Origin of the sequence: Bradyrhizobium yuanmingense (assembly GCF_029167105.1) — a bacterium.
Classification (GTDB): domain Bacteria; phylum Pseudomonadota; class Alphaproteobacteria; order Rhizobiales; family Xanthobacteraceae; genus Bradyrhizobium; species Bradyrhizobium yuanmingense_A.
The window spans coordinates 45475-70026 of the sequence record NZ_JARFML010000007.1 but is presented as its reverse complement, the minus strand read 5'-3'; the positions used below and the strand labels follow the sequence as shown (position 1 = coordinate 70026).

Here is a 24552-nt window from a genome sequence, read left to right as displayed (position 1 = left end):
GCCCTGCCCTCAAGGCCTCGGGCGGGGCGCCGATGCCCGGCCGCGAAGGCCGGGCATGACAGGTCGAATTACTCGGCCGCTTCCGACGTCGGCGCCGGTCCCATCTTGGAGTTGTGCAGGTCGACGTTGAGGCCGAGCGAGCGCATTTCCTTGACCAGCACGTTGAACGATTCCGGAATACCGGCCTCGAACGTGTCGTCACCGCGCACGATCGCCTCGTACACCTTGGTACGGCCGGCGACGTCGTCCGACTTCACCGTCAGCATCTCCTGGAGCGTGTACGCCGCGCCGTAAGCCTCGAGCGCCCACACCTCCATTTCGCCGAAGCGCTGGCCGCCGAACTGCGCCTTGCCGCCCAGCGGCTGCTGGGTGACGAGCGAGTACGGACCGATCGAACGCGCATGGATCTTGTCGTCGACCAGATGGTGCAGCTTGAGCATGTAGATGTAGCCCACCGTCACCTTACGATCGAACGGATCGCCGGTGCGGCCGTCATAGACGGTCGACTGACCCGAAGCGTCGAGACCGGCGAGCTTCAGCATCTCCTCGATATCGGCTTCCTTGGCACCGTCGAACACCGGGGTCGCGATCGGCACGCCACGGCTGAGGTTATGGCCGAGCTCGAGCAGCTCGTTGTCGTTGAGCGACTTGATCGTCTCGTCCTCGCCGTAGACCTTCTTCAAGGTCTCCTTCAGCGGCTTGATGTCCTGCTTCGACAGGTACGCATCGACGGTCTGGCCGATACGCTTGCCGAGGCCGGCGCAGGCCCAGCCGAGATGGGTCTCGAGGATCTGTCCGACGTTCATGCGCGAGGGCACGCCGAGCGGATTGAGCACGATGTCGGCATGCGTGCCGTCTTCGAGGAACGGCATGTCCTCGATCGGCACGATCTTCGACACCACGCCCTTGTTGCCGTGGCGGCCGGCCATCTTGTCGCCGGGCTGGATCTTGCGCTTCACGGCGACGAAGACCTTGACCATCTTCATCACGCCGGGCGGCAATTCGTCACCGCGCTGAAGCTTCTCGACCTTGTCGAGGAAGCGCTGTTCCAGCCCCTTCTTCGACTCGTCGTACTGCTTCCGCATGGCCTCGATCTCGGCCATCAGCTTGTCGTTCGGCGAAGCGAACAGCCACCATTGCGACTTCGGATACTCCTCGAGCACCGCACGGGTGATCTTGGTGTCCTTCTTGAAGCCCTTGGGACCTGCAATGCCCTGCCGCCCCTCGAGCAGCTCGGCAAGACGGTTGTAGACGTTGCGGTCCAGGATCGCCTGCTCGTCGTCGCGGTCCTTGGCGAGGCGCTCGATCTCCTCCCGCTCGATCGCCAGCGCACGCTCGTCTTTGTCGACGCCGTGGCGGTTGAACACGCGCACTTCGACGATGGTGCCCTGCACGCCCGGGGGAACGCGCAGCGAGGTGTCGCGGACGTCGGAGGCCTTCTCGCCGAAGATGGCGCGCAGCAGCTTCTCTTCCGGCGTCATCGGGCTTTCGCCCTTAGGCGTGATCTTGCCGACCAGGATGTCGCCGGCGCGCACTTCCGCGCCGATGTAGACGATACCGGCTTCGTCGAGGTTCTTCAGCGCTTCTTCCGAGACGTTCGGAATGTCGCGGGTGATTTCCTCAGGTCCGAGCTTGGTGTCGCGGGCCATCACCTCGAACTCCTCGATGTGGATCGAGGTGAAGACGTCCTCCTTCACGATCCGCTCGGAGAGCAGGATCGAGTCTTCGAAGTTGTAGCCGTTCCACGGCATGAACGCGACCAGCACGTTGCGGCCGAGCGCGAGCTCGCCGAGATCGGTCGAGGGACCGTCGGCGATGATGTCGCCCTTCTTGACGACGTCGCCGACCTTCACCAGCGGACGCTGGTTGATGCAGGTCGACTGGTTGGAGCGCTGGTACTTCATGAGGCGGTAGATATCGACGCCCGACTTGGTCGGGTCGAGATCTTCCGTGGCGCGGATGACGACGCGGGTCGCATCGATCTGGTCGATCACGCCCGAACGGCGCGCCGCGATCGCAGCGCCCGAGTCACGGGCAACCACGCCCTCCATGCCGGTGCCGACGAACGGCGCCTCGGCGCGAACCAGCGGCACCGCCTGGCGCTGCATGTTCGAGCCCATCAGCGCGCGGTTGGCGTCGTCGTTCTCGAGGAACGGGATCAGCGCCGCGGCGACCGAAACGAGCTGCTTCGGCGACACGTCCATGTAGTCGACCTTGTCGGGCGTCATCGGCACGACGTCGCGGGTGCCGCTCGAGCGGCAGACCACGAGGTCTTCGGTGAAGCGGCCCTTGGCGTCGACCGGCACGTTGGCCTGCGCCACGGAATAGCGCCCTTCCTCCATCGCCGACAGGTACACGACCTCGTCGGTGACACGGCCATCCTTGACCTTGCGATACGGCGTCTCGACGAAGCCGTACTTGTTAACGCGCGCGAAGGTCGCGAGCGAGTTGATCAGGCCGATGTTCGGACCTTCCGGCGTCTCGATCGGGCAGATGCGGCCGTAATGCGTCGGGTGCACGTCGCGCACCTCGAAGCCGGCGCGCTCGCGGGTGAGACCGCCCGGTCCGAGCGCCGAGAGGCGGCGCTTGTGGGTGATCTCGCTGAGCGGGTTGGTCTGGTCCATGAACTGCGACAGCTGCGAGGAGCCGAAGAACTCGCGCACCGCGGCGGCCGCCGGCTTGGCGTTGATCAGGTCCTGCGGCATGACCGTGTCGATGTCGACCGAGGACATGCGCTCCTTGATCGCGCGCTCCATGCGCAACAGGCCGATGCGGTACTGGTTCTCCATGAGCTCGCCGACCGAACGCACGCGGCGGTTGCCGAGATGGTCGATGTCGTCGATCTCGCCCTTGCCGTCGCGCAGATCCACCAGCGTCTTGATGACGGAGAGGATGTCCTCCTTGCGCAGCGTGCGCTGGGTGTCGGGCGCATCGAGGTCGAGGCGCATGTTCATCTTGACGCGGCCGACCGCGGAGAGGTCGTAGCGCTCGGCGTCGAAGAACAGCGACTGGAACATGGCCTGCGCCGATTCCAGCGTCGGCGGCTCGCCCGGACGCATCACGCGGTAGATGTCGAACAGCGCGTCCTCGCGCGTCATGTTCTTGTCGGCCGAGAGCGTGTTGCGGATGTAGGGGCCGACATTGACGTGGTCGATGTCGAGCAGCGGCAGCTCTTTGTAGCCCTGCTCGTTGAGCGCCTTCATCAGCTTGTCGGTGATCTCCTCACCGGCCTCGGCGTGGATCTCACCGGTCTTGGGGTTGACGAGATCCTCGGCGACGTAATTGCCGACCAGTTCCTCGTCGGCCATGCGCAGCGCCTTCAGCCCCTTCTCCTGGAGCTGGCGGGCGGCGCGGACGGTGAGCTTCTTGCCGGCCTCGAGCACGACCTTGCCGGTGTCGGCGTCGATCAGGTCGTTGACGGTCGAGTAGCCGCGGAAGCGGTTGGCGTCGAACGGAACGCGCCAGCCTTCCTTGGTCCGCTTGTAGAGGATCTTCTTGTAGAAGGTGGACAGGATCGCCTCGCCGTCGAGGCCGAGGGCGAACATCAGCGACGTCACCGGAATCTTGCGGCGACGGTCGATACGCGCATAGACGATGTCCTTGGCGTCGAACTCGATGTCGAGCCAGGAACCGCGATACGGAATGACGCGGGCGGCGAACAGCAGCTTGCCCGAGGAATGGGTCTTGCCCTTGTCGTGATCGAAGAACACGCCCGGCGAACGGTGCATCTGCGAGACGATGACGCGCTCGGTGCCGTTGACGATGAAGGTGCCGTTCATCGTCATGAGCGGGATGTCGCCCATGTAGACGTCCTGCTCCTTGATGTCCTTCACCGACTTCGCGCCGGTTTCCTCGTCGATATCGAACACGATGAGGCGCAGCGTCACCTTGAGGGGCGCAGCGAAGGTCATGCCGCGCTGGCGGCACTCGTCGACGTCGTATTTCGGCTGCTCGAACTCGTAGCGGACGAATTCCAGCATCGAGGTGCCCGAGAAGTCGGAGATCGGAAACACCGAGCGGAACACCGCCTGCAGACCCTCGTCGAGACGTCCGCCCTGGGGTTCGTCCACCATCAGGAACTGGTCATAGGACGCCTTCTGAACCTCGATGAGGTTCGGCATCTCGGCAACTTCCTTGATGTGTCCGAAGAACTTGCGAACGCGTTTGCGACCGGTGAATGTCTGCTGCGCCATCGTGGCCTCTCATTTTCGTCGCCCGCTCTGGGCGCACCGTCCGGACCGCGGCTGCCACCGCTTTCCGGGTTGAATTTTCGAACCCGTCTTTGGGGCCGGAGACGCAGTTTCAGGCGCCGATGTCCTGAATCTGTTCTTCAGACCTTCAAAACGCAAAACGACGCGCGGGGCGCAGATGCGCGCCCGCCCGTCACAACGATCATCTTCACGGACTGCAAAAGCCCGAAATAGCCTGCTCTCCCAACGGCTTACAGGGAAATCCGGCATCCCTGCCCACCGCGCTTTCGTGCTGCCGACCCGATATGGGGCGACAATAGTGCAGATTCGAGGGTCAAACCCTCAAATCCCCACACTTTTTCGTGTTTGGCCTGCGTCGGATCGTTCCGTCGCACGCCTTTTGCATTCCGGTCCACCCTCTCGAAGGGGGACCAGGATCCCGGGCAGAGCCGTGGCCCACCCGGGGATCCCGCCAGTAAGCAGTGCTTACTTGAGCTCGACCTTGGCGCCAGCCTTCTCGAGCTGGGCCTTGATCTTGTCGGCTTCGTCCTTGTTCACGCCTTCCTTCAGCGGCTTCGGAGCACCCTCGACGAGGTCCTTTGCTTCCTTCAGGCCGAGACCGGTGATGGCGCGGACTTCCTTGATGACCTCGATCTTCTTGTCGCCGGCGCTGGCGAGAACGACCGTGAACTCGGTCTTCTCTTCCGCCGGAGCGGCAGCACCGCCGCCGCCAGCAGCCGGGCCGGCCACGGCGACAGCCGCGGCAGCCGAAACGCCCCACTTCTCTTCGAGGAGCTTCGCGAGTTCGGCAGCTTCGAGCACGGTCAGGCTCGAGAGGTCGTCAACGATCTTCTGCAGGTCAGCCATTGTTCAGTTTCCTTAACTGTAAGTCTGGTTCGGGTTTGAGTTTTGCGAAGGGCGTCAGGCCGCTTCGCCCTTTGAGGCATGAGCCTGGATGACGCGCGCGAGCTTGCCCGCGGGCGCGTTGGCGAGCTGGGCCAGCTTGGTCGCCGGGGCCACGATGAGGCCGACGATCTTGCCGCGCAGTTCGTCAAGCGACGGCAGCGAGGCAAGCGCCTTCACGCCGTCGACATTCAGGACGGTCTTCCCCATCGATCCGCCGACGATGACGAATTTTTCGTTCGCCTTGGCGAATTCGATGGCGACCTTTGGCGCCGCTACCGGATCGTTCGAAGTCGCGATCACGGTCGGCCCCTTCAGCATGGGGCCGATGGCAACGACGTCAGTGCCTTCAAGAGCAATTTTGGCGAGACGGTTCTTCGAGACCTTCACCGCGGCACCCGCCTGCTTCATCTGCTGGCGCAGCTTCTGCATCTGGGCGACGGTGAGGCCGGAATATTGAGCAACGATCGCGACGCTCGTGGTCTTGAAGACCTCGTTGAGCTGTTCGACCGCTTCTTTTTTTGCCGCTCGTTCCACAGCAAGCTCTCTCCGGTTGGCGGTCATCGCGAGAAGCGGGACCGCCGGGTTGCACCCATCGTCCCGCCCAAACCTGAACCTCCGGGCCAAAAACCCATCGGACACGCCGGGCAAGACGACAATTCAAAGCCTGCCCTCCGGGAGCCCAAGGGCCCACGGCGTGTCGAGGTCCGAACCAGACCCGTTTCGCAAAACCAGCCCTTAAAGCTGGATGCGAAGTGAATCCGGTCTTCACCCGTCTATGCAGGCCGTGCGATTAAGCCGTTGAGGAATCGAAATTCTTCGCGGGCGCCTGCAGTCTTGGACAGGACGAGGTCAGCCGGCGAACCGCCCGACCTCTGCCCGCATCCCTGCCAAACGACGGATCTTCCTTCCTTTTCGGGCAAATCCTCGCGGACGTCCTGAAAAGGAATGATCTCCTGTCGTGTCGGGTTTTCGGAATACGTGCACGAACGCGCCAGCCGAGGCCGGCACGTCCGGAGGCGGTTCTTTAACCGCTCGGAGCCTGCTTGCCAAGAGCAAAATTCACACCAGTTCCAATCGATTGGCGGTTGGGCTTGAGATGGCCCAACAAGGGCCGATTCAGGCCGATTTGACCCGATACGGCAGCGGTTTGCCCGCGAAGAACGCCGTCAGGTTGGCCAGCACGCAGTTCTGCATGGCGACGTGCGAATCCAGGGTGTGGCCGCCGATATGCGGGGCGAACACCACGTTGGGGAGTTCGGTCAGGGCGTCAGGCGCGTGCGGTTCCTTCTCGAAGACGTCGAGGCCCGCCCCCGCGATGGTCTTGTCGGTGAGCGCCGCGACCAGCGCCTTCTCGTCGATGACGGAGCCGCGGGAGATGTTGACGACATAGCCGTCCGCGCCGAGGCGCCTGAGGATATCGGCGTTGACGACATGTTGGGTCTCGGCCCCTGCCCGCACCGCGATCATCAGGACGCTGCACCAATCGGCGAGCGCCTCCAGGGTCGGAAAGTACTGATAGGGCAGATCGTATTTGGTGCGGCTGAAATAGCCGACCTCGCTCTCGAAGGCGGCGCAGCGCGCCGCGATCTTGCGGCCGATCTCACCCATGCCGTAGATGCCGATGCGGCGGCCGGGCATGCCGGCCTGCGGCCGCATCATCGGCGACTGTTTTGACGCCGCCCAATCGCCGCTGCGGACATACTGGTCCGCGACGAGGATCCGCCGCGTCGTCGCCAGCATCAGGGTCATCGCGATGTCGGCGACCGAGGCCGCATTCGCCCCCGGACTGTGGCCGACCGCGATATTGCGGCTGGCTGCCGCTTTTATGTCGACGCCATCATAGCCAGTCCCATAGCAGACGATGGCGCCGAGCTTCGGAAACAGGTCCATCGCCTCCGCACCGAGTGGCGAGCCGCCAGCAGTCAGCAGTGCGCGGATGCCGCCCAGCTCCTCCGCCGGAAACACCTCCCGCGCGGGCTTGCCGCCGGTATCGAGCAGCTCGAACCGCTCGGCGAAGCGCGCCATCATCGACTTGGGAAAGCGCGAGTAGATCAGGACCTTGTCAGCCATTGTTGTTTCCGAAGAGCGCCGCCACAAACGACGAGGGGCGGAATCGGTCGCCCGATCCCGCCCCTCGCCTCATGCAATTTCCAAACCTCAGCCGAGAATGGTGCCCGGCTCGACCTTCACGCCGGGGCCCATCGTCGAGGACACCGCAACGCGCTGGATGTAGGTGCCCTTGGAACCGGCCGGCTTCGCCTTGGAGACCGCGTCAGCCAGAGCCTTGATGTTCTCGACCAGCTTCTCCTCGGAGAACGAGGCCTTGCCAACGCCGGCCTGCAGGATGCCGGCCTTCTCGACCCGGAACTCGACCGAACCGCCCTTGGCACCCTTCACCGCACCGGTGACGTCCATGGTCACGGTACCGATCTTCGGGTTCGGCATCAGGCCGCGCGGGCCGAGCACCTTACCGAGGCGGCCGACCAGCGGCATCATGTCGGGGGTGGCGATACAGCGGTCGAAATCGATCGTGCCGTTCTGCACCTTCTCGACCAGGTCCTCGGCGCCGACGACGTCGGCACCGGCGGCCTTGGCTTCATCGGCCTTGGCGCCGCGGGCGAACACGCCGACGCGGAGCGTACGGCCGGTGCCGTTCGGCAGGGTCACGACACCGCGGACCATCTGGTCGGCGTGACGCGGATCGACGCCGAGATTGATCGCGACCTCGATGGTCTCGTCGAACTTCGCTTTCGCGCGTTCCTTGACCATCTTGATGGCGTCCGCGAGCGGGTAAAGCTTTTCGCGGTCAATGCCTTCGCGGGCTTTGTTCAAACGCTTTCCGATTGCCATGGCCGCTTACCCCGCAACTTCCAGACCCATCGAACGGGCCGAGCCCTCGACCATCTTCATGGCCGATTCGATGGTGTCGCAATTCAAGTCCTTCATCTTCTTCTCGGCGATCTCGCGCACCTGCGCCTTGGTCACCTTGCCGGCCTTGTCACGGCCCGGCGCCTTCGAGCCAGACTGAATCTTTGCAGCCTGCTTGAGGAAGTAGGACATCGGCGGCGTCTTCATCTCGAAGGTGAAGGAACGGTCCGCATAGATGGTGATGATCACCGGGATCGGGGTGTTCTTCTCTTCCTTCTGGGTCTGGGCGTTGAACGCCTTGCAGAACTCCATGATGTTGAGACCGCGCTGACCAAGCGCGGGACCGATCGGGGGCGAGGGATTCGCCGCACCGGCCGGGACCTGAAGCTTCAGGTATCCGGTCACTTTCTTTGCCATGTATCACTCCTGTTGTGCCGGCAGGACCGGCGGTTTCAGGTTCGTGGTCTGGGTCAGATGCGGCTGGCAACCGCCCCTCCCTCCCACGGCCTCTTGTTGCGCGAGACCGAAGCCTCCCGCGTTACCCGATCAGACCTTCTCGACCTGACCGAATTCCAGCTCGACCGGCGTCGCGCGGCCGAAGATCGACACCGCGACCTTCACGCGCGAGCGCGCCTCGTCGATTTCCTCGACCACACCCGAGAACGAGGCGAACGGGCCATCGGCCACGCGCACGTTCTCGCCGATCTCGAACGACACCGACGCCTTCGGCCGTTCCACGCCCTCCTGCACCTGGTGCAGGATGCGCATGGCCTCGGCTTCCGAGATCGGCATTGGCTTGTTCTCGGCGCCGAGGAAGCCCGTGACCTTCGGCGTGTTCTTGATCAGATGGAACGCCTCGTCGGTCAGCTTCATCTTCACCAGCACGTAGCCGGGGAAGAACTTGCGCTCGGCGTCGATCTTGCGGCCACGGCGCACTTCCGTGACCTTCTCGGTTGGAACCAGCACCAGCTCGAACAGCTCCTCGAGCCCGCGCTGCTTGGCCTGCTCGCGGATCGATTCGGCGACCTTCTTCTCGAAGTTCGAATAGGCGTGGACGATGTACCAGCGCTTGTCGGACACTTGAGCGGTTGCTGTTGCCATCAGTGAATGCCCAGGAGGAAGGTGATGAGGTAGCGGATGATCTGATCGGCGGCGAAGAAGAAGATCGAGGCCACCGCGACCATGACGAACACCATGATGGTGGTGATCGTGGTCTCACGGCGGGTCGGCCAGGTGACCTTGGCAGTCTCCGAGCGCACTTCCTGCAAGAACTTGAACGGGCTGACTGCCATCGCTTGAGGTCCAGCGTCCGTCGACAGACGCAAATGAATTTCAGGGATCCGAACAGCCGCCGTTGGCCCAGCCCTCTGTCTCGAAGGATGAGCCGGAAACCGGGCTCGATTGTTCGGGGATTTCAAGGCCGCGCCGGAGATCCGCGTCTAACGGGCCGGCTGCGAGTGCCGGGTATCTACTGCGGATGCGGCCAAAGGTCAAGGTAGAGAGAGTTCGCCCGGGCAGACCGCCCTTCCCCGACGGTCGTGCAGAGGCCATGTGGATCAAGGACTTGTCGATCGCCCGGAACGCGCCATCCCATCCCCGGCAAGGCTATCGGGAGCCGGCAGCCGTCAGTCGGCCCGGTCGACCATGGAAATCCCCGGCAGCGGCACCACGAACTTCCCACCTTCGGCGAAATAGCGGGCGTGCTTGGCCCGGATCGGGTCGACATAGCGCCAGGCGAAGACGACGACGAAAGCGGGCTTGCGCTCGTAAAGGGCGGCAGGCGGCAGGATCGGGATGTCATAGCCGGGACCGGCCATCACCTTCCCCTTGTTGGGATCGTCGTCCACCAGGAAGTCGATCTTGTTCTCAAGGCCGAACTGCGGCAGCAGCGTCGTGGTGCCCACCGAGACGCCATAGCCGGCGACCAGCTGACCGCGCGCATGGGCGGCATCGGCCATCGCGACCAATTCGTCACGGATGGCGGCGATCCTCTTCACGTACGGCACATAATAGGCCGGCTGATCGACGCCGAGCCGGTCTTCCTCGGCAACGAAGCGCGCGACCTCGGCCGACGGTTTCTTGGCGCCGCCGGCGCGCTGCACGGTCACGCGGATCGAGCCGCCCTTGGTCCAGATGTGCTGGACGTCGATCAGCTCCATGCCCAGCCGGGCGAAGAAACGGATCAGCGGCTTGATGTTAAAATACGACAGATGCTCGTGATAGACGGTATCGAGCAGGTTCTTCTCGGTGACGTCGACGCCGTATTGCGTTTCGAAGACGAACAATCCGTCCGGCGCGAGCACGTCGCGAACCCCGATCACCAGCGGATCCAGATTGTCGACATTGGCGATCATGTTGTTGGCGATCACGACGCTCGCCGCGCCATGGCTCTGCAGGATGCGGCGACCAACGGCATCGGTGAAGAAATCGCCGATGGTCTCGATGCCCGCCTCCGTGGCGCGCCGCGCGATGTCGACGGCGGGATCAACACCCAGCACCCGCATCCCCCGCTCCTTGAAGAAGCCGAGCAGCGATCCGTCATTGCTGCCGAGCTCGACCACCAGCGAACCCGGCGCAACGCCGAAACGGCTGACGACGTCGTCGGCATAGGTAGCGAAATGCTCGCGCAGGCCGAGCGAGAGCGAGGTGGTATAGACGTAGTTTCGGTACTGGATCTCCGGATTGCCGACATGGAGAATCTGGAGGTGGCCGCAGTCCCGGCACAGATGCAGCGCCATCGGCACCGCAGCGCGGAAAACGGGATCGTCGACGCTGGCGTCCGGCACCTGGAAGTTCGGCGTGCCGATCGGCATGCCTGCCATCGGGACGACCAGCTCTTGCTTGTCGGAATGACAGAGGCGGCAAGTATTGCGGACGTAGAACAGGTTTTTCATCGTGCAACCGAAGAATGAGATACGCGCGCGAGTGAGATAATCCCACCCTGTGAAGACCAGATCGACAACGGGCTCAAGCGGGTCATGGGTGGCTCGAGGCCTCGTTGCCCAGCCCGTAGCTGGGCGCGCCCTCTGCCGCCTTGGCTGCCTTGTCGGCCGAATACGAGCCGCGCTCCGGACTTGACAGCCAGATTACGCCACCGACGAGCCCGATGATCACGCTGATAGCGCCCAGCAGGAGCGATACCGACAGCGCCTCCTCGGACGACACACCCGCCAGACCCAGGCAGGCGACCATCGCTCCCTCGCGAACGCCCCAGCCGCTGATCGAGATGGGAACCGCCGTCAACAGCACCACCGGCGGAATCAGGATGCCGGCGTCGAGGACAGAGAGCTGCGCTCCAACACCGCGCGCCAAGGTGTAGCAGGCCGCGGCGGTGACGAGATGGATGAGGAGCGCCGATCCGAACAGCAGCGCACGATGATTGGACTGCAGGAGCAAGAACCTGACCAACGATCCGAACCGCACGAAGCTTGCAATCGCGGGAAGCGCGATGAAACGCTTCGGCAGACGGTCGAGCGTCAACAGGACCACCGTGCCTGCGACGCCCGCCACCGTCAGTCCGCCGATGGCCAGTATCGCGGCATGATTCGACACACGTGACAGCAGAAACGGCAATCCGGCCACCATCAGCACGACCAGTCCGATTAATGCCGTGAAGCGGTCGGCTGCAACGCCCTTGACCGCCTCCGGCCACTGCACGCCGCGTTGGCGCAGCAGCCAGATCCGCACCGCGTCACCGCCGACCGATGACGGCAAAACCTGATTGAACCAGAGGCTGGTCATCAGTATCCGCCAGCCGGCGAGCCAATCCAGCGAGACGCCGAGCGCGCGCATGATCAGCTCCCACCGGCCGTTGAGCAGGAAGGTCTGAAAGAAGATCAGCGCAAGCGCGACGACGAACAGGACCGGATCGACCGAGACGAGATGGTCGCGCAGCTGGCGCAGGTCGAGACCACGCGCGATGTAGACCAGCACGGCGATCGACAGCAGCAGCTTCACCGAAAACAGGGCCGCATGCTTGAATCGCGACTGCATCGGATGCCCGCCTCAGGACGCCGGATATTCCGCGCGACCGATGATGAGGTCGATTGCGGCCATCATCCAGAACTGGTGCGTGGTCTCGACGATGTTGTAGCTGCGGCTATCGACCCAGAAATTGACGTCGCCGAGATTGCGCAGCGGATTGTCCGCGTTCATGCCTGACAACGTGATCACGTCGAGCTTCATCTTGCGCGCCTGCGCGACCGCGTTGAGGATGTTCTTCGAACGCCCCGACGAGCTGATCGCGACGAGGCAATCGCCGGCGCGCGCGTTCAGCCGCACGGCGTGCGCGATCCAGTCCTCGAACCCGTAATCGTTGGCAAGGCACGACATCATGCTCGCATCGCTGAAGCAGAGAGCGGGCACCGACGCATTCTTCGCCAGATCGATCGCCAGATGCGAAGCGATGCCGGCCGACCCGCCGTTGCCGATGAAGATGACGCGACCGCCCTGCTCGCGCGTGCGCAACCAGGATGCGCGCGTCGCGGAGATCCTCGCAAAAATACCGTCGTCGACCGCCGTCGCGCGATGCAGGCGCCCCACGTAATCGTCGAGGAACGCCTTGTGGTCGGGATCGACGGATTCGGCAGGCATGGGCTGACGGCTCGATTGCAACATTACCGGGTGATACCGGCTATTACCAAGGATTGCAAAGGTATAATACTTGCAAAGTTTGCGGGCGGCTGATAGTCGGCTTTTCGGGTTTCACTCAACATTGGCGAGCCTATTTCGCTGGGCATTCGCGTCACGGATGTTCCCCATGAAATGCATTGTTACTGGCGGCGCCGGGTTCATTGGAAGTCATCTCGTCGATCGCCTGCTCGATGACGGCCATGAGGTCATTGCGCTCGATAATTTCGTGATCGGACGCGCTGAAAACCTCGCCGCACGCGCCGGTTCGAGCCAGTTGAAGGTCGTGCGGGCTGACGTCACCGACCTCGACGCGATCAAACCGTATTTCCACGGGGTGGATTGGGTCTTCCATCTCGCCGCGCTGGCGGACATCGTACCCTCGATCGAATCGCCGATCCCCTATCATCGCGCCAATGTCGATGGCACGGTCAACGTTCTCGAAGCGGCACGGCACGCGGGCGCCAGCCGCTTCATCTATGCGGCTTCCTCCTCCTGCTACGGCATTCCGGATGTCTATCCCACGCCGGAGAGTGCCGAGATCCGGCCGATGTATCCCTACGCGCTCACCAAGAATCTCGGTGAGCAATGCGTCATGCACTGGTGCCAGGTCTACAAGCTGCCCGCCGTGGCGCTGCGCCTGTTCAACGTGTTCGGACCGCGCCATCGCACCACCGGCACCTACGGGGCCGTGTTCGGCGTGTTCATGGCACAGAAGCTCGCGGGCAAGCCCTTCACGGTGGTCGGCGACGGCGAGCAGACGCGCGACTTCACCTTCGTCAGCGACGTCGCCGATGCCTTCGTGACCGCCGCGCGCTCCGACGTCTCGCACGAGATATTCAATGTCGGCTCGGACAACACCTACAGCGTGAACCGCCTGGTCGAGCTCCTCGGCGGCGACAAGGTCCACATTCCCAAGCGCCCGGGCGAGCCCGACTGCACCTACGCCGACATCAGCAAGATAAAGCGGGTCCTGAAATGGGCGCCGAAGGTGAAGTTCGAGGACGGCGTCGCGACGATGTTGAAGTCGATGGACCAGTACAAGGACGCTCCGCTCTGGACGGTGGACAAGATCGCCGACGCCACCAAGGACTGGTTCAAATATCTCGGTGACGACAAGGTCACCCCGCAGAAGGCAAGCCGTTGAGCAGATTCGTTCACCCCCCAATTTTGCCGCCAGCCGATCATGTCCGGGCCGGCCAACTGAGACCGACCGGCGCCTTGGGTCATTCACATGGGTAATGCTGCGACAGACAGGCCGGCCGGCCATCCGGCACCGCACGAGAAGATCAAGACGATTGAGGAGCTCGGCGAGATTGCGCGCGCCGCACAGGCTGAGGGCCTGACCGTTGCGCTCTGCCACGGCGTGTTCGATCTGGTGCATCTCGGTCACGTCCGGCACATCCTGGCAGCCCGCAACGAGGCCGACGTCGTCGTGGTGACCATCACCGCGGACCGTTACGTCAACAAGGGCCCGGGACGGCCGATCTTTCCGGAGAACATGCGCGCCGAGATGCTGGCCGCGCTCGGCACGGTCGACTGGGTCGGCATCAATCAGACCTCCAGCGCCGAGCCGGTCCTCGATACCGTGCGCCCCGACATCTACGTGAAGGGCTCGGACTACGAGAATCCCGAGGATGACGTGACCGGCAAGATCGCGGTGGAGCGCGAGGCGGTCGAGCGTCACGGCGGGCGCATCGTCTTCACGCGGGACGTGACGTTCAGCTCGTCGTCGCTGCTGAACCGCTACTTCGACATCTACGATCCCCCGCTGCGCGACTACCTCCAGAAGGTGCGCGATGGCGGCGGCGCCGAACGCCTGCTGAAGCTGATCGACAAGATCCAGGACATGCACGTCGTGCTGGTCGGCGACACCATCATCGACGAATACCAATACGTCACGGCGCTCGGGAAGGCCTCCAAGGAGAACATCGTCGCGACCCTGCTCAAGAACGGCGAGCAGTTTGCCGGCGGCGTCATTGCCGCGGCCAATCACGTCGCGAGCTTCTGCAAGTCGGTCGAGATCGTCACGACGCTGGGTGGCAACGACTACCCCGAAGAGTTCATTCGGGCGCATGTCCGCCCGAACGTAAAGCTCACGCCGATCCGCATTCAGGGCCGTCCGACCACCCGCAAGCTGCGGTACGTCGAGATGGGCTATCTGCACAAGCTGTTCGAAGTCTACACGATGGACGACACGCCGCTCGACGAGGCCGCGCGCACGGAGATCGACCGCGTCACCGCCGAGCGCGTCCGCGGGGCCGACGTCGTCATCGTCACCGATTTCGGTCACGGCATGATCGCATCCAGCACGATCGACGCCTTGATGGCGAATTCCAAGTTCCTGGCAGTCAACGCCCAGAGCAACAGCGGCAACCACGGCTACAACCTGATCACGAAGTACCCGCGGGCCGACTACATCTGCATCGACGCACCGGAAGCGCGTCTGGCCGCCACCGACAAGTTCAACGACATCGCATCGGTGATCGAGGGCGGCCTGCATCGCAAGATCGATTGCGACAACATGATCATCACGCACGGCTCCTTCGGCTGCTACCCCTTCTCGTCGAAGACCGGCGTTGCGCGCGTCCCTGCTTTCACCAAGACCGTCGTCGACACCGTCGGTGCGGGCGATGCCTTCCTGACAATCACGGCGCCGCTGGTGGCGGCCGGCGGCAACATCGAGGACGTCGCCTTCATCGGCAATGCGGCGGGCGCGATCAAGGTCGGCATCGTCGGCCACCGCAACTCGGTCGAGAAGGCGCCGCTGGTCAAGTTCGTCACCGCGTTGTTGAAGTAGCGCGATCGAAGAATCCGGAGAACGACAGTGATTGATCGGAAATGGAATGTGATGGTCACCGGTGGCGCCGGCTATGTCGGCAGCGTGCTGGTTCCGCAATTGCTTGCCGCGGGCCACAAGGTCACCGTGCTCGACTTGTTCATGTATGGCGAGGACGTCTTCGCCGTTCGTGACAATCCGAACCTCCGCCTGATCAAGGGCGACATCCGCGATGAGGCCGCGGTCAACGAGGCCCTGCGCGGCAACAACGCGGTGATCCACCTCGCCTGCATCTCCAACGACCCCTCGTTCGAGCTGGATCCCGCGCTCGGCAAGTCCATCAACTACGACTGCTTCCGTCCGATGGTACGCGCCGCGAAGAAGGCGGGTATCAAGCGCTTCATCTACGCCTCCTCCTCGAGCGTCTACGGCATCAAGGATGAGGCCGAGGTGACCGAGGAGCTGTCCTGCGAGCCGCTCACCGACTACTCCAAGTTCAAGGCGATGTGCGAGACCGATCTTGCCGACGAGGCCGCGTCCGGCTTCGTCACCTGCACGGTTCGCCCCGCCACCGTTTGCGGCTACGCTCCGCGGCAGCGGCTCGACGTCGTCGTCAACATCCTGACCAATCTGGCCGTCAACACCGGCCGCATCCGCGTGTTCGGCGGAACGCAGAAGCGGCCCAATCTGCACATCCAGGACATGACGGCGGCCTATCTCTTCCTGCTGCAGCAGGATGATGCGAAGATCGACGGCAAGACCTACAACATCGGCTACGAAAACCACTCGCTGATGAAGATCGCCGACATCGTCAAGTCGGTGGTCGGCGACAATGTCGACGTGGCCGTCGAGCCGACCGACGATCTCCGTTCCTACCACGTGTCGTCGGAGAAGATCCGCCGCGAGCTCGGCTTTGCGCCGACGCACACGATCGAGCAGGCCGTGTCAGGCCTCGTGGACGCCTTCAGGGCGGGCCGCCTGCCGAACTCGCTCAACGATCCCAGGTATTTCAACATCAAGATGATGCAGAACATCAGCCTGAAGTGAGCGGCGTGCGGATCGGCATCGATTTCGACAACACGATCATCTGCTACGACAAGGTCTTTGCCGCCGCCGCGCGCCAGCGCGGGCTGGTGCCGGAGGGCTGGGACGGGCTGAAGACCGACGTGCGGGATTTCTTGCGATCCCGCGCCGGCGGCGAGCTTGCCTGGCAGGGGCTGCAGGGCTTCGTCTACGGCAATGGAATCGGCGGCGCCGAGATCAACCCTGGCGTCCGCGAGTTCCTTGCCGCGTGCCGCAAGGCCGGCGCGAGCGTCCATATCGTCAGCCACAAGACGCAGTTCGGCCATCAGGATCCCGATCGGGTCGACTTGCGCGAGGCTGCGCGCGGCTGGCTGAAGAGCGCGGGCCTCATCGACACCGCCGACGCGGCGATCTCGGCGGGCAATGTCTATTTCGAGGACACCCTGGCGGCCAAGGTCGAGCGGTTGGCAAGCCTGCAGCTCGACATCTTCATTGACGATCTCGTCGACGTCTTCGAGCAGCCGCATTTTCCGAAGGCGACGCGATCGATCCTGTTCACGCAGTCGCGGCCGCCGCATCCCGCGCATTGCGAGCCGCTCGCGACCTGGGCCGATATCCACCGCCGAGTGTTCGGAGCATGAGCCAGTCGGACCTCAGCGTACAGGATGCGGTCTCGATCGGCAGCCGCCTCTCCGGGGCGCGGGTCGCGGCGGCGCATCCGGCGCGGGCCGGCGGCAACAACCGGGTGTTTCGGCTGGAGATGGCGGACGGCCCGCCCCTCGCCCTCAAGCACTATCCGTCCGACGGACGTGATCGCCTTGGACAGGAATATGACGCGCTTTCGTTTCTCTCGCGCCACGGCATCAATGCGACGCCGCGGCCGATCGCAAAAGATCCGGCCGCGTTCTGTGCGCTGTATCAATGGTTAGACGGTGAACCCGCGGTCCTGCATCCGCAGCCCGACGACGCCGACCAGTTGGCCGATTTCCTGATCGAGCTGCAAAAGCTGCACGACGCTGAAGGCGCGCAGACTCTGCGGAATGCGTCAGCCAGCGTCTTCTCGGCCGAGGCGGCCATCGCCCAATACGAGCAACGCCTCGACGACCTGAGGCGGGCCTCGGATGATCATCCGGACCTGCGTGCGTTCATGGACGGCAGCCTTGTTCCCACCGCTGCCGTCGCGATCCGGCAACTCCGGCGGCGCTATGCGGAACGGGGCCTGGATCCCGCCGCGGACCTTGCGCCCGCCCAACGTGCATTGAGCCCGTCGGATTGCGGACTGCACAACGCACTGCGCACCGACGACGGCAAATTGCGCTTCATCGACTTCGAGTATTTCGGCTGGGACGACCCGGTCAAGCTCGTGTCCGACACCGCGATTCACCCCGGCAGCGGTCTGCCCATGGCCGATGCGAACCGATTGATCGAACGGCTCTCGCGCGCTTTCGCGGCTGGGGATGACGCGTTTGCGGTCCGCCTTGACGTACTGTATCCTGTGTTCGGGGCGATTTGGTGCCTGATTGTCCTGAATGCCTATTTGCCGGAAAGCCGCTCCCGGCGTGCCCTGGCTGCGCAAGGTGGCGATCTGACGGTCCGCCTTGCCGGCCAGCTCGACAAAGCCCGTCGGCTCCACCAAACGATTTGCCAACGTGATCCAGATCTCACCCCACGCTGAAGCTGCTCTCACCTGCACGCTGGACGAGCGGAGCCTCTATTTGCGCCGCCTGGTCCTCGGTTCTGTCCGCTCCGCGGGACGCGGCCATGTCGGGCCTGCCCTGTCGCTGATCGAGATGGTTCGCGTGCTCTACGACGACGTGCTGCGGATCGACCCGAAGAACCCGGGCGATCCCGATCGCGACCGCGCCATCCTCAGCAAGGGACACGGATGTCTGGCGCTCTATGCGCTTTTGGCCGACCGCGGCTTCTTCCCGCTGTCGGAGCTGGACGGCTTTTGCGGTCCCGACAGCATTCTGGGCGGGCATCCCGAATACGGCATGGTGCCCGGCGTCGAGGCCTCGACCGGCGCGCTCGGACATGGCCTCTCGATCGGCGTCGGCCTTGCGCTCGCCGCCCGCATGCGCGAGCGCAGCTACCGCACCTTCGTGCTGCTCGGCGACGGCGAGATCAACGAGGGATCGGTGTGGGAAGCGGCGATGGGCGCGGCCAAGCACGGCCTCGACAACCTCGTCGCGCTGATCGATTACAACAAGCTGCAGAGCTATGGCCCCACCGACTACGTGCTGCCGCTGGAGCCGCTCGCGGACAAATGGCGCAGCTTCGGCTTCGCGGTGCAGGAGGTCAACGGCCACGACGTCGGCGCACTGCGCACGGTCCTGAAGCAGCTCCCGGCCGTTGCCGGCAAGCCCGCCGCCATCATCTGCCATACCGTCAAGGGCAAGGGCCTTCCGGCTGCGGAATCCAATGCCGATTGGCATCACAAGAACAAGCTGACCGACAGCGAGCTCGACGCCATTCGCGTCGCCGTCGGCGATTTTTGATCGGCTCCCCATGCGCAACACCGCGATGAACATGGTCCACAAGCTCGCCGCGCGCGACGAGCGTGTGCTTTACATCGGCTCCGATCCGGGTGCCGGCACGCTACGTGCGATGAGCAAGGAGTTCCCCAAGCGCCATCTGATCGAGGGCATCTCGGAAGCGCATATCATCGGCATGTCGGCCGGTCTCGCGATGGAGGGCTTCGTGCCTTACGTCAACACCATCGCGACCTTCCTCACCCGCCGCTGCTACGAGCAGGTCGCGGTCGATCTCTGCCTGCACAATCTGCCGGTACGGCTGATCGCCAATGGCGGCGGCCTCGTCTACGCGCCGCTCGGTCCCACGCACCAGGCGATCGAGGACATCGCCATCATGCGGGCGCTGCCCAACATGACGGTGATCTGCCCGTGCGACGCCGACGAGGCCGCGCGCATGATGGAGCAGACGCTGGATTGGAAGGGCCCGATCTACATCCGGCTCGGCAAGGGCGGCGATGCCATCGTGTCCAAGGCCGAGCACGGCTTTGAGATCGGCAAGGCCATCCTGATGCGCCCGCCCGGCGACGTCCTCATGGTGACCACCGGCATCATGCTCCAGCGCGCCCTCGCCGCAGCCGACCTGCTGGCCGCGCAAGGCATTCGCGCCGGCATCCTGCACATGCATACCGTGAAACCGCTCGATACCGCAGCGCTGCTGCAGGCGATCCGCGGCACCAGGCTCGTGGCAACGCTGGAGGAGCACGTGCCCTCCGGCGGCCTCGGCAGCGCGGTCGCGGAGGCGCTGATCGACAAGCTCGGCTCCGGTTTCCCTGCGATGCTGCGGCTGTCGTTGCCCGACCGCTTCATGCACAATTACGGCTCGCAGGACTCGTTGCTGAAGAAGCACGGGCTCTCCGCCGGCGCCATTGCGACCTCGATCGAGCATGCGCTCGCGGCGTCGCACACCCCCTCACCTCAACTTCACTCCACCTGACGGGTCACATGTACGACGTTCGATATTCCTATCTGCTCGAGCAATTCGCGGATCCCGCACCCATCCTCGCCGAGATCGGCCGGCTGGTTGCGACCGGTGACTTCACTCTTGGCAAGCCCGTCGCCGAATTCGAGAAACGCTTCGCCGAATTGATCGGCGTCCGTCACGCCATCGGCGTCGGATCCGGCACCGACGCGCTCAAGCTGCCGCTCAAGGCGCTCGGCATCGGTCATGGCGACGAGGTCATCACCGCCGCGAACACCTTCATCGCCACGGTCGGGGCGATCGCGGAAACCGGCGCGACGCCGGTTCTTGTCGATTGCGACGATTCCTTCTGCATGAACGTGGACCAGGTCGAGGCTGCCATCACCGGGAAGACCAAGGCGATCATGCCGGTCCAGTTGACCGGCGAGGTCACCGACATGGGCAAGCTGATGCCGATCGCGCAGCGCCACAACCTGCCGGTGGTCGAGGACGCCTGCCAGGGCATCCTGTCGGAGTTTGCGGGAAAGCGCTCCGGCACTCATGGCATCGCGGCCGGCTTCTCGCTGCATCCGCTCAAGAACCTAAACGTCTGGGGCGATGCCGGCGTCGTCGTCACCAATGACGACGGCATGAACGAAAAGCTCCGCCTGATCCGCAACCACGGCATGAAGAACCGCGACGAGATCGCGATCCTCGGCTGCAACTCGCGGCTCGATTCCCTGCAGGCCGTGGTCGGCAACTGGCTGATCGGCCAGACCAGCGAGATCACGCGCCGCAGAATCGAAAATGCGGCCTATTACGATGCGGGTCTCGCCGGCCTGCCCGGCCTGCGCGTCCCGCCGCGCCGTCCCAACGTGAAGCACGTCTACCATCTCTACATGGTGTTCGCCGAACGTCGCGACGAGCTCTACAAATATTGCCTGGACAACGGCATCGAGGCCAAGATCCACTATCCCATCCCGCTGTATCAGCAGGAAGGCCTGAAGCATCTCGGCTACGCGCCGGGCACCTTCCCGGTCACCGACCGCCATGCCAAGGAAGTCATCAGCTTCCCGGTCGACCAGCACCTGACGCGCGCCCAACAGGACCGCGTCATCGAGACCGTCAGGAAGTTCTGCCATGGACGCTGACACCGGCCGCCGGCGCATCGGCTACGTCAATCTTCCCGCGCAGTTCGAGGAAGAGCGCGCCGAGATCATGCAGGCGGTCGAGGGCGTGTTCCAGCGCGGCGACTTCATCGGCGGGGCGGCGGTCGGGAGGCTCGAGGAGGAATTGTCCGCCTATCTCGGCTCGCCGCATGTGGTGACGCTGAATTCGGGCACCGACGCGCTGATCCTCGCCATGCGGGCGCTCGACATCGGTCCGGGCGACGAGGTGATCACGCCGCCGAATTCGTTCGTAGCATCGACCGCCGCGATCGTCGCGGTCGGCGCCACGCCGGTGTTTGCGGACGTGCTGCCGGACCAGAACATCGATCCGGCCGCGGTCGAGGCCGCCGTCACGCCGCGGACCAAGGCGATCATGCCGGTGCATCTGACCGGACGTATGGCCGACATGGCTCCGCTGATGGCGATCGCTGCCAAGCACGCGCTCGCCGTGATCGAGGACAGCGCCCAGGCGGTCGGTTCGACCTATGATGGCCGGATGAGCGGCACCATCGGCACCTTCGGCTGTTTCTCCGCCCACCCCTTGAAGAACCTCAATGCCGCCGGAGATGCCGGCTTCCTCGTCACTGCCGACGCCGAGCTCGCCGCCAGAATCCGCCGGCTGCGCAGTCACGGTCTGATCAACCGCAGCGACGTCCAGGAATGGGGGATCGTATCGCGGCTCGACACGCTCCAGGCCGAAGTGCTGCGCATCCGCCTGCGCCATCTGCCGTCGGTGATCGAACGTAGGCGGCGCAACGCCGCGCAATACCGCGCCGAGCTCGCCGGCCTGCCCCTGTTCATCCCGCCCTGCCGGAACATCGAGTTCAACACCTTCCACACCTTCGTGGTGCAGACCGAGCGCCGCAACGACTTCCAGAAATATCTTGCCGACAAAGGCATCGAGACCGCGATCCATTATCCGGTTCCGATCCACCTGCAGCCGGCAGCGGCGCATCTCGGCCATGGCCGCGGCGCGTTCCCGGTGACGGAACGGCAGGCGGACCAGATCCTCACGCTTCCCATCAACCAGTTCCTGTCGGCGGCCGACATCAGCTATATTTGCGCGACCGCCCGGGAGTATTTTGCATGACGGACACGGACTTCCTGCACGCCGACGAGCAGGCGCTGGCGCAGCGTTTCATCGACGATGGCTTCGTCACCACCCCGGCCGACGATCGCGCCGGGCTCGACCGGATACAGCGCCGTGCTGCCGAGCTCGCGGCGGACTATCTGAAGCTGCCGCACAGCAACGATCCCTACGCGATGCTCGACACCATCCACACGCGGGTGAGCGTGGATGATCTCAACGGCCTGCGGCTGCACGTCTTCAACGGCCTGAACGCCGAGCCCTGGTTCCGGCCGACCTATTTCCGCCTGGCGCGCTCGACGATCGAGACCATCGTCGGCAACGAGCTCTGCATGCAGCGCCGCGTCAATCTCAGCATCCAGCTTCCCGGCGACAGCTCCTCGCTGCTCGCCACCCATTCCGACGTCTGGTCGGGCGACTCGCCGTTCGAGGTCGTGGTGTGGGTGCCCCTGGTCGATGTCCACCGCACCAAGTCGATGTATCTGCTGCCGCCGTCCCTGAACGGCGAGATGCAGGACCGGATGGCGGCCTTGCGCAGCGCCGAAGAGCTCTACAAGACCATCAAGCCGCACGCGACCTTCATCGAGATTCCCTACGGTCACGTCATGCTGTTCAACCAGACCCTGATGCACGGCAATCGCGTCAACGAGGAAGCCGGCACGCGCTGGAGCATGAACTGCCGCTTCAAGAGCATCATGTCGCCCTACGCGGACAAGCGCTTCGGCGAGTTCTTCGAGCCGATCCTGCTGCGCCCCGCAACCCGGGTCGGGATGCAGTACAAGCTGCCGGGAGGCTTCCATGGCTGAACGAGCCGGCCACCGCGGCTATATCGGCGCCAGGCCGCTGAACGGCAGCCGCACCCCGCAGCACGTCCAGAACATCGTGATCCGCGACTATGCGCGGCGCAAGAACCTGCACTATCTGTTGAGCGCCGCCGAGCACACCATGCCCGGCAGCTACATGGTGCTGGAAGACATTCTGGACGAGCTGCCGCAGCTGCGTGGGCTGATCCTCTACAGCATTTTCATGCTGCCGCCCGACGAGGCTCGGCGGCGGCAGATCTACGACCGCGTGCTGCGCGAGGCCTGCGATCTCCATGCGGCGGTCGAGGAGATCACGCTGGCGTCTCAGAAGGACATCCAGGCCGTCGAGGACATCCTGCTCGTCAACAAGTTCGCAACCATCCTGTGACGATGCCGCGGAGCAGTTGGGCCCCATGACCGAGATCAACCTGCTCCAGCCGATGCACGCATCGACGAGGCGGGACTACGTCCAGCGCGTGGTCGAGCACGACAAGGCGGAATCCGCCACCGTCGCGCGGCAATGGGGGCGCGACTATTGGGACGGCGACCGGCGCTACGGCTACGGCGGCTATCGCTATGACGGACGGTGGCGCACGCTCGCCCAGACCCTGATCGATCGCTACGGCATCAAGCCGGGCATGAGCGTGCTCGACGTCGGCTGCGGCAAGGGCTACCTGCTCTACGAGTTCACTCAGCTCGTCCCCGACCTCAGGATCGCCGGCATCGACATCTCCGAGTATGGCATCGCCAACGCCAAGGAGGAGGTGCGGCCGCATTTGAAGGTCGGCAGCGCCGTCGAGCTCCCCTACCCCGACCACAGCTTCGACCTCGTCGTCTCGCTCGGCGTGCTGCACAACCTTCCGCTCGAAGACGTGTTCCGCGCGGTACCTGAAATCGAGCGGGTCGGACGCGGCACCTCGAAATATCTGATGGTCGAATCCTTCCGCAACGAGCGCGAGAAGGCCAATCTGCTTTACTGGCAGCTCACCTGCCTGAGCTTCCACGGTCCGCAAACATGGGCCTGGATCTACGACAAATGCGGGTATCGGGGCGACCATGGGTTCATCTTCTTCGAATGAGGCAGGCCCGCACCGGCCGACCTCGTTGCGCGCACAAAATCCGGAAGTGTACTATTCGGACGACGCCATCGTCACCGCGGATGACGCCACGATCGCGGAGCTGAAACGCATCGCCGCCGGCAACCCGCGCCTGCGCAGCCGACTGTGCACGCATCCCGATCCCTCGTCCGGACTGCACGAGATGCTGATCGTGCACCATCGCGAAGCCTATGTGCGGCCGCACAAGCACCTTGGCAAACCTGAATCGTTCCACGTGATCGAGGGGACCGCGCAGGTCGTGATCTTCGAGGACGACGGCCGCATAAGCGAGGTGCTCGAGATGGCGCCCTACGGTCGGGGCAAGCGCTGCTATTACCGCATGCCGGAACAGGTCTTCCACTCGATCCTGATCACCTCGGAATGGCTGGTGTTTCACGAAACCACCGCTGGCCCGTTCGATCCTTCGCGCACGGCCTTTCCCGATTGGGCGCCCGACGGCAGCGACGCTGCCGCGGTGCAGGACTACGTGACGAGGATTGGTGCCCTGGCAGCGGAGCATCTGGCGAGATAGTAGATTTCGACCACTGTCGCATCGACGGTCCCACCGC

Annotated in this window: 24 protein-coding genes; 13 read left to right on the top strand and 11 right to left on the bottom strand. The window is 64.1% G+C overall.

All coding sequences use genetic code 11. The features are described from left to right. Positions 1–68 precede the first annotated feature (68 nt). From rpoB to P0R31_RS11210, 11 genes are all read right to left on the bottom strand, one after another. Positions 69–4193 (bottom strand): DNA-directed RNA polymerase subunit beta, encoded by a 4125-nt coding sequence (rpoB, locus tag P0R31_RS11260; RefSeq protein ID WP_158668572.1) that lies wholly within the window; start codon positions 4191–4193, stop codon positions 69–71. A 483-nt stretch (positions 4194–4676) separates the two neighbouring features. After that, positions 4677–5057, bottom strand: coding sequence for a 50S ribosomal protein L7/L12 (rplL, locus tag P0R31_RS11255; RefSeq protein ID WP_036027614.1), 381 nt, complete (start codon positions 5055–5057; stop codon positions 4677–4679). A 54-nt stretch (positions 5058–5111) separates the two neighbouring features. Beyond that, on the bottom strand, positions 5112–5630 hold the full coding sequence (gene rplJ, locus P0R31_RS11250) for a 50S ribosomal protein L10 (RefSeq protein ID WP_036010998.1): 519 nt from the start codon (positions 5628–5630) through the stop codon (positions 5112–5114). A gap of 582 nt (positions 5631–6212) precedes the next feature. Beyond that, positions 6213–7166, bottom strand: a complete 954-nt coding sequence (locus P0R31_RS11245) for a 2-hydroxyacid dehydrogenase (protein WP_275514132.1) — start codon at positions 7164–7166, stop codon at positions 6213–6215. Between the two features lie 87 nt (positions 7167–7253). Next, on the bottom strand, positions 7254–7946 hold the full coding sequence (gene rplA / locus P0R31_RS11240) for a 50S ribosomal protein L1 (RefSeq protein ID WP_025037003.1): 693 nt from the start codon (positions 7944–7946) through the stop codon (positions 7254–7256). Between the two features lie 6 nt (positions 7947–7952). Beyond that, positions 7953–8381 carry a 50S ribosomal protein L11 gene (gene rplK, locus P0R31_RS11235; RefSeq protein ID WP_011088164.1) on the bottom strand — a complete coding sequence of 143 codons (429 nt, stop codon included), beginning with the start codon at positions 8379–8381 and terminating at the stop codon, positions 7953–7955. A gap of 129 nt (positions 8382–8510) precedes the next feature. Continuing rightward, on the bottom strand, positions 8511–9065 hold the full coding sequence (gene nusG / locus P0R31_RS11230) for a transcription termination/antitermination protein NusG (RefSeq protein ID WP_018647229.1): 555 nt from the start codon (positions 9063–9065) through the stop codon (positions 8511–8513). Then, positions 9065–9256 carry a preprotein translocase subunit SecE gene (gene secE / locus P0R31_RS11225; RefSeq protein ID WP_007611620.1) on the bottom strand — a complete coding sequence of 64 codons (192 nt, stop codon included), beginning with the start codon at positions 9254–9256 and terminating at the stop codon, positions 9065–9067. The genes nusG and secE overlap by 1 nt, the downstream gene beginning before the upstream one ends. 333 nt (positions 9257–9589) lie before the next feature. Further along, positions 9590–10858, bottom strand: coding sequence for a class I SAM-dependent methyltransferase (locus P0R31_RS11220; RefSeq protein WP_275514131.1), 1269 nt, complete (start codon positions 10856–10858; stop codon positions 9590–9592). 82 nt (positions 10859–10940) lie between these two features. Further along, positions 10941–11957 carry a lysylphosphatidylglycerol synthase transmembrane domain-containing protein gene (locus P0R31_RS11215; RefSeq protein WP_275514130.1) on the bottom strand — a complete coding sequence of 339 codons (1017 nt, stop codon included), beginning with the start codon at positions 11955–11957 and terminating at the stop codon, positions 10941–10943. A 12-nt stretch (positions 11958–11969) separates the two neighbouring features. Then, positions 11970–12557, bottom strand: a complete 588-nt coding sequence (locus P0R31_RS11210; protein WP_275514129.1) for an SIS domain-containing protein — start codon at positions 12555–12557, stop codon at positions 11970–11972. A 166-nt stretch (positions 12558–12723) separates the two neighbouring features. On the opposite strand from P0R31_RS11210, the gene P0R31_RS11205 reads away from it, so the two are divergent. The 13 genes from P0R31_RS11205 to P0R31_RS11145 all read left to right on the top strand — a co-directional run bounded on the left by P0R31_RS11205 (position 12724) and on the right by P0R31_RS11145 (position 24515). Next, positions 12724–13740, top strand: a complete 1017-nt coding sequence (locus P0R31_RS11205; protein ID WP_157280566.1) for an SDR family oxidoreductase — start codon at positions 12724–12726, stop codon at positions 13738–13740. A gap of 87 nt (positions 13741–13827) precedes the next feature. Continuing rightward, the gene (locus P0R31_RS11200; protein ID WP_275514128.1) at positions 13828–15393 is read left to right on the top strand and encodes a PfkB family carbohydrate kinase; all 1566 of its coding nucleotides are present in this window, start codon (positions 13828–13830) and stop codon (positions 15391–15393) included. Positions 15394–15420: 27 nt separating this feature from the next. Next, entirely contained in the window at positions 15421–16419 is a 999-nt protein-coding gene (locus tag P0R31_RS11195; protein WP_275514127.1) for an NAD-dependent epimerase/dehydratase family protein, read from the top strand. A 5-nt stretch (positions 16420–16424) separates the two neighbouring features. After that, positions 16425–17036, top strand: a complete 612-nt coding sequence (locus P0R31_RS11190; protein ID WP_275514126.1) for a hypothetical protein — start codon at positions 16425–16427, stop codon at positions 17034–17036. Then, positions 17033–18070 (top strand): phosphotransferase, encoded by a 1038-nt coding sequence (locus P0R31_RS11185; protein ID WP_275514125.1) that lies wholly within the window; start codon positions 17033–17035, stop codon positions 18068–18070. The genes P0R31_RS11190 and P0R31_RS11185 overlap by 4 nt, the downstream gene beginning before the upstream one ends. Further along, a complete protein-coding gene (locus P0R31_RS11180) occupies positions 18045–18893 on the top strand; it encodes a transketolase (protein ID WP_275514124.1) in 849 nt (282 codons plus the stop codon). The genes P0R31_RS11185 and P0R31_RS11180 overlap by 26 nt, the downstream gene beginning before the upstream one ends. Before the next feature lie 10 nt (positions 18894–18903). After that, positions 18904–19863, top strand: coding sequence for a transketolase family protein (locus tag P0R31_RS11175; protein WP_036010951.1), 960 nt, complete (start codon positions 18904–18906; stop codon positions 19861–19863). A gap of 8 nt (positions 19864–19871) precedes the next feature. Then, complete coding sequence (locus P0R31_RS11170; protein WP_036041517.1) at positions 19872–20978, top strand: DegT/DnrJ/EryC1/StrS family aminotransferase; 1107 nt, start codon at positions 19872–19874, stop codon at positions 20976–20978. Continuing rightward, entirely contained in the window at positions 20968–22086 is a 1119-nt protein-coding gene (locus P0R31_RS11165) for a DegT/DnrJ/EryC1/StrS family aminotransferase (protein WP_275514123.1), read from the top strand. Before P0R31_RS11170 ends, P0R31_RS11165 begins: the two co-directional genes overlap by 11 nt. Next, positions 22083–22889, top strand: a complete 807-nt coding sequence (locus tag P0R31_RS11160) for a sporadic carbohydrate cluster 2OG-Fe(II) oxygenase (protein WP_025037016.1) — start codon at positions 22083–22085, stop codon at positions 22887–22889. Before P0R31_RS11165 ends, P0R31_RS11160 begins: the two co-directional genes overlap by 4 nt. Beyond that, positions 22882–23274 (top strand): LIC12192 family sporadic carbohydrate cluster protein, encoded by a 393-nt coding sequence (locus P0R31_RS11155; protein WP_275514122.1) that lies wholly within the window; start codon positions 22882–22884, stop codon positions 23272–23274. Before P0R31_RS11160 ends, P0R31_RS11155 begins: the two co-directional genes overlap by 8 nt. Positions 23275–23299: 25 nt before the next feature. Next, positions 23300–23965, top strand: a complete 666-nt coding sequence (locus tag P0R31_RS11150) for a class I SAM-dependent methyltransferase (RefSeq protein WP_275514121.1) — start codon at positions 23300–23302, stop codon at positions 23963–23965. Continuing rightward, complete coding sequence (locus P0R31_RS11145) at positions 23943–24515, top strand: WbuC family cupin fold metalloprotein (RefSeq protein WP_275514120.1); 573 nt, start codon at positions 23943–23945, stop codon at positions 24513–24515. Before P0R31_RS11150 ends, P0R31_RS11145 begins: the two co-directional genes overlap by 23 nt. Positions 24516–24552: the final 37 nt, after the last annotated feature.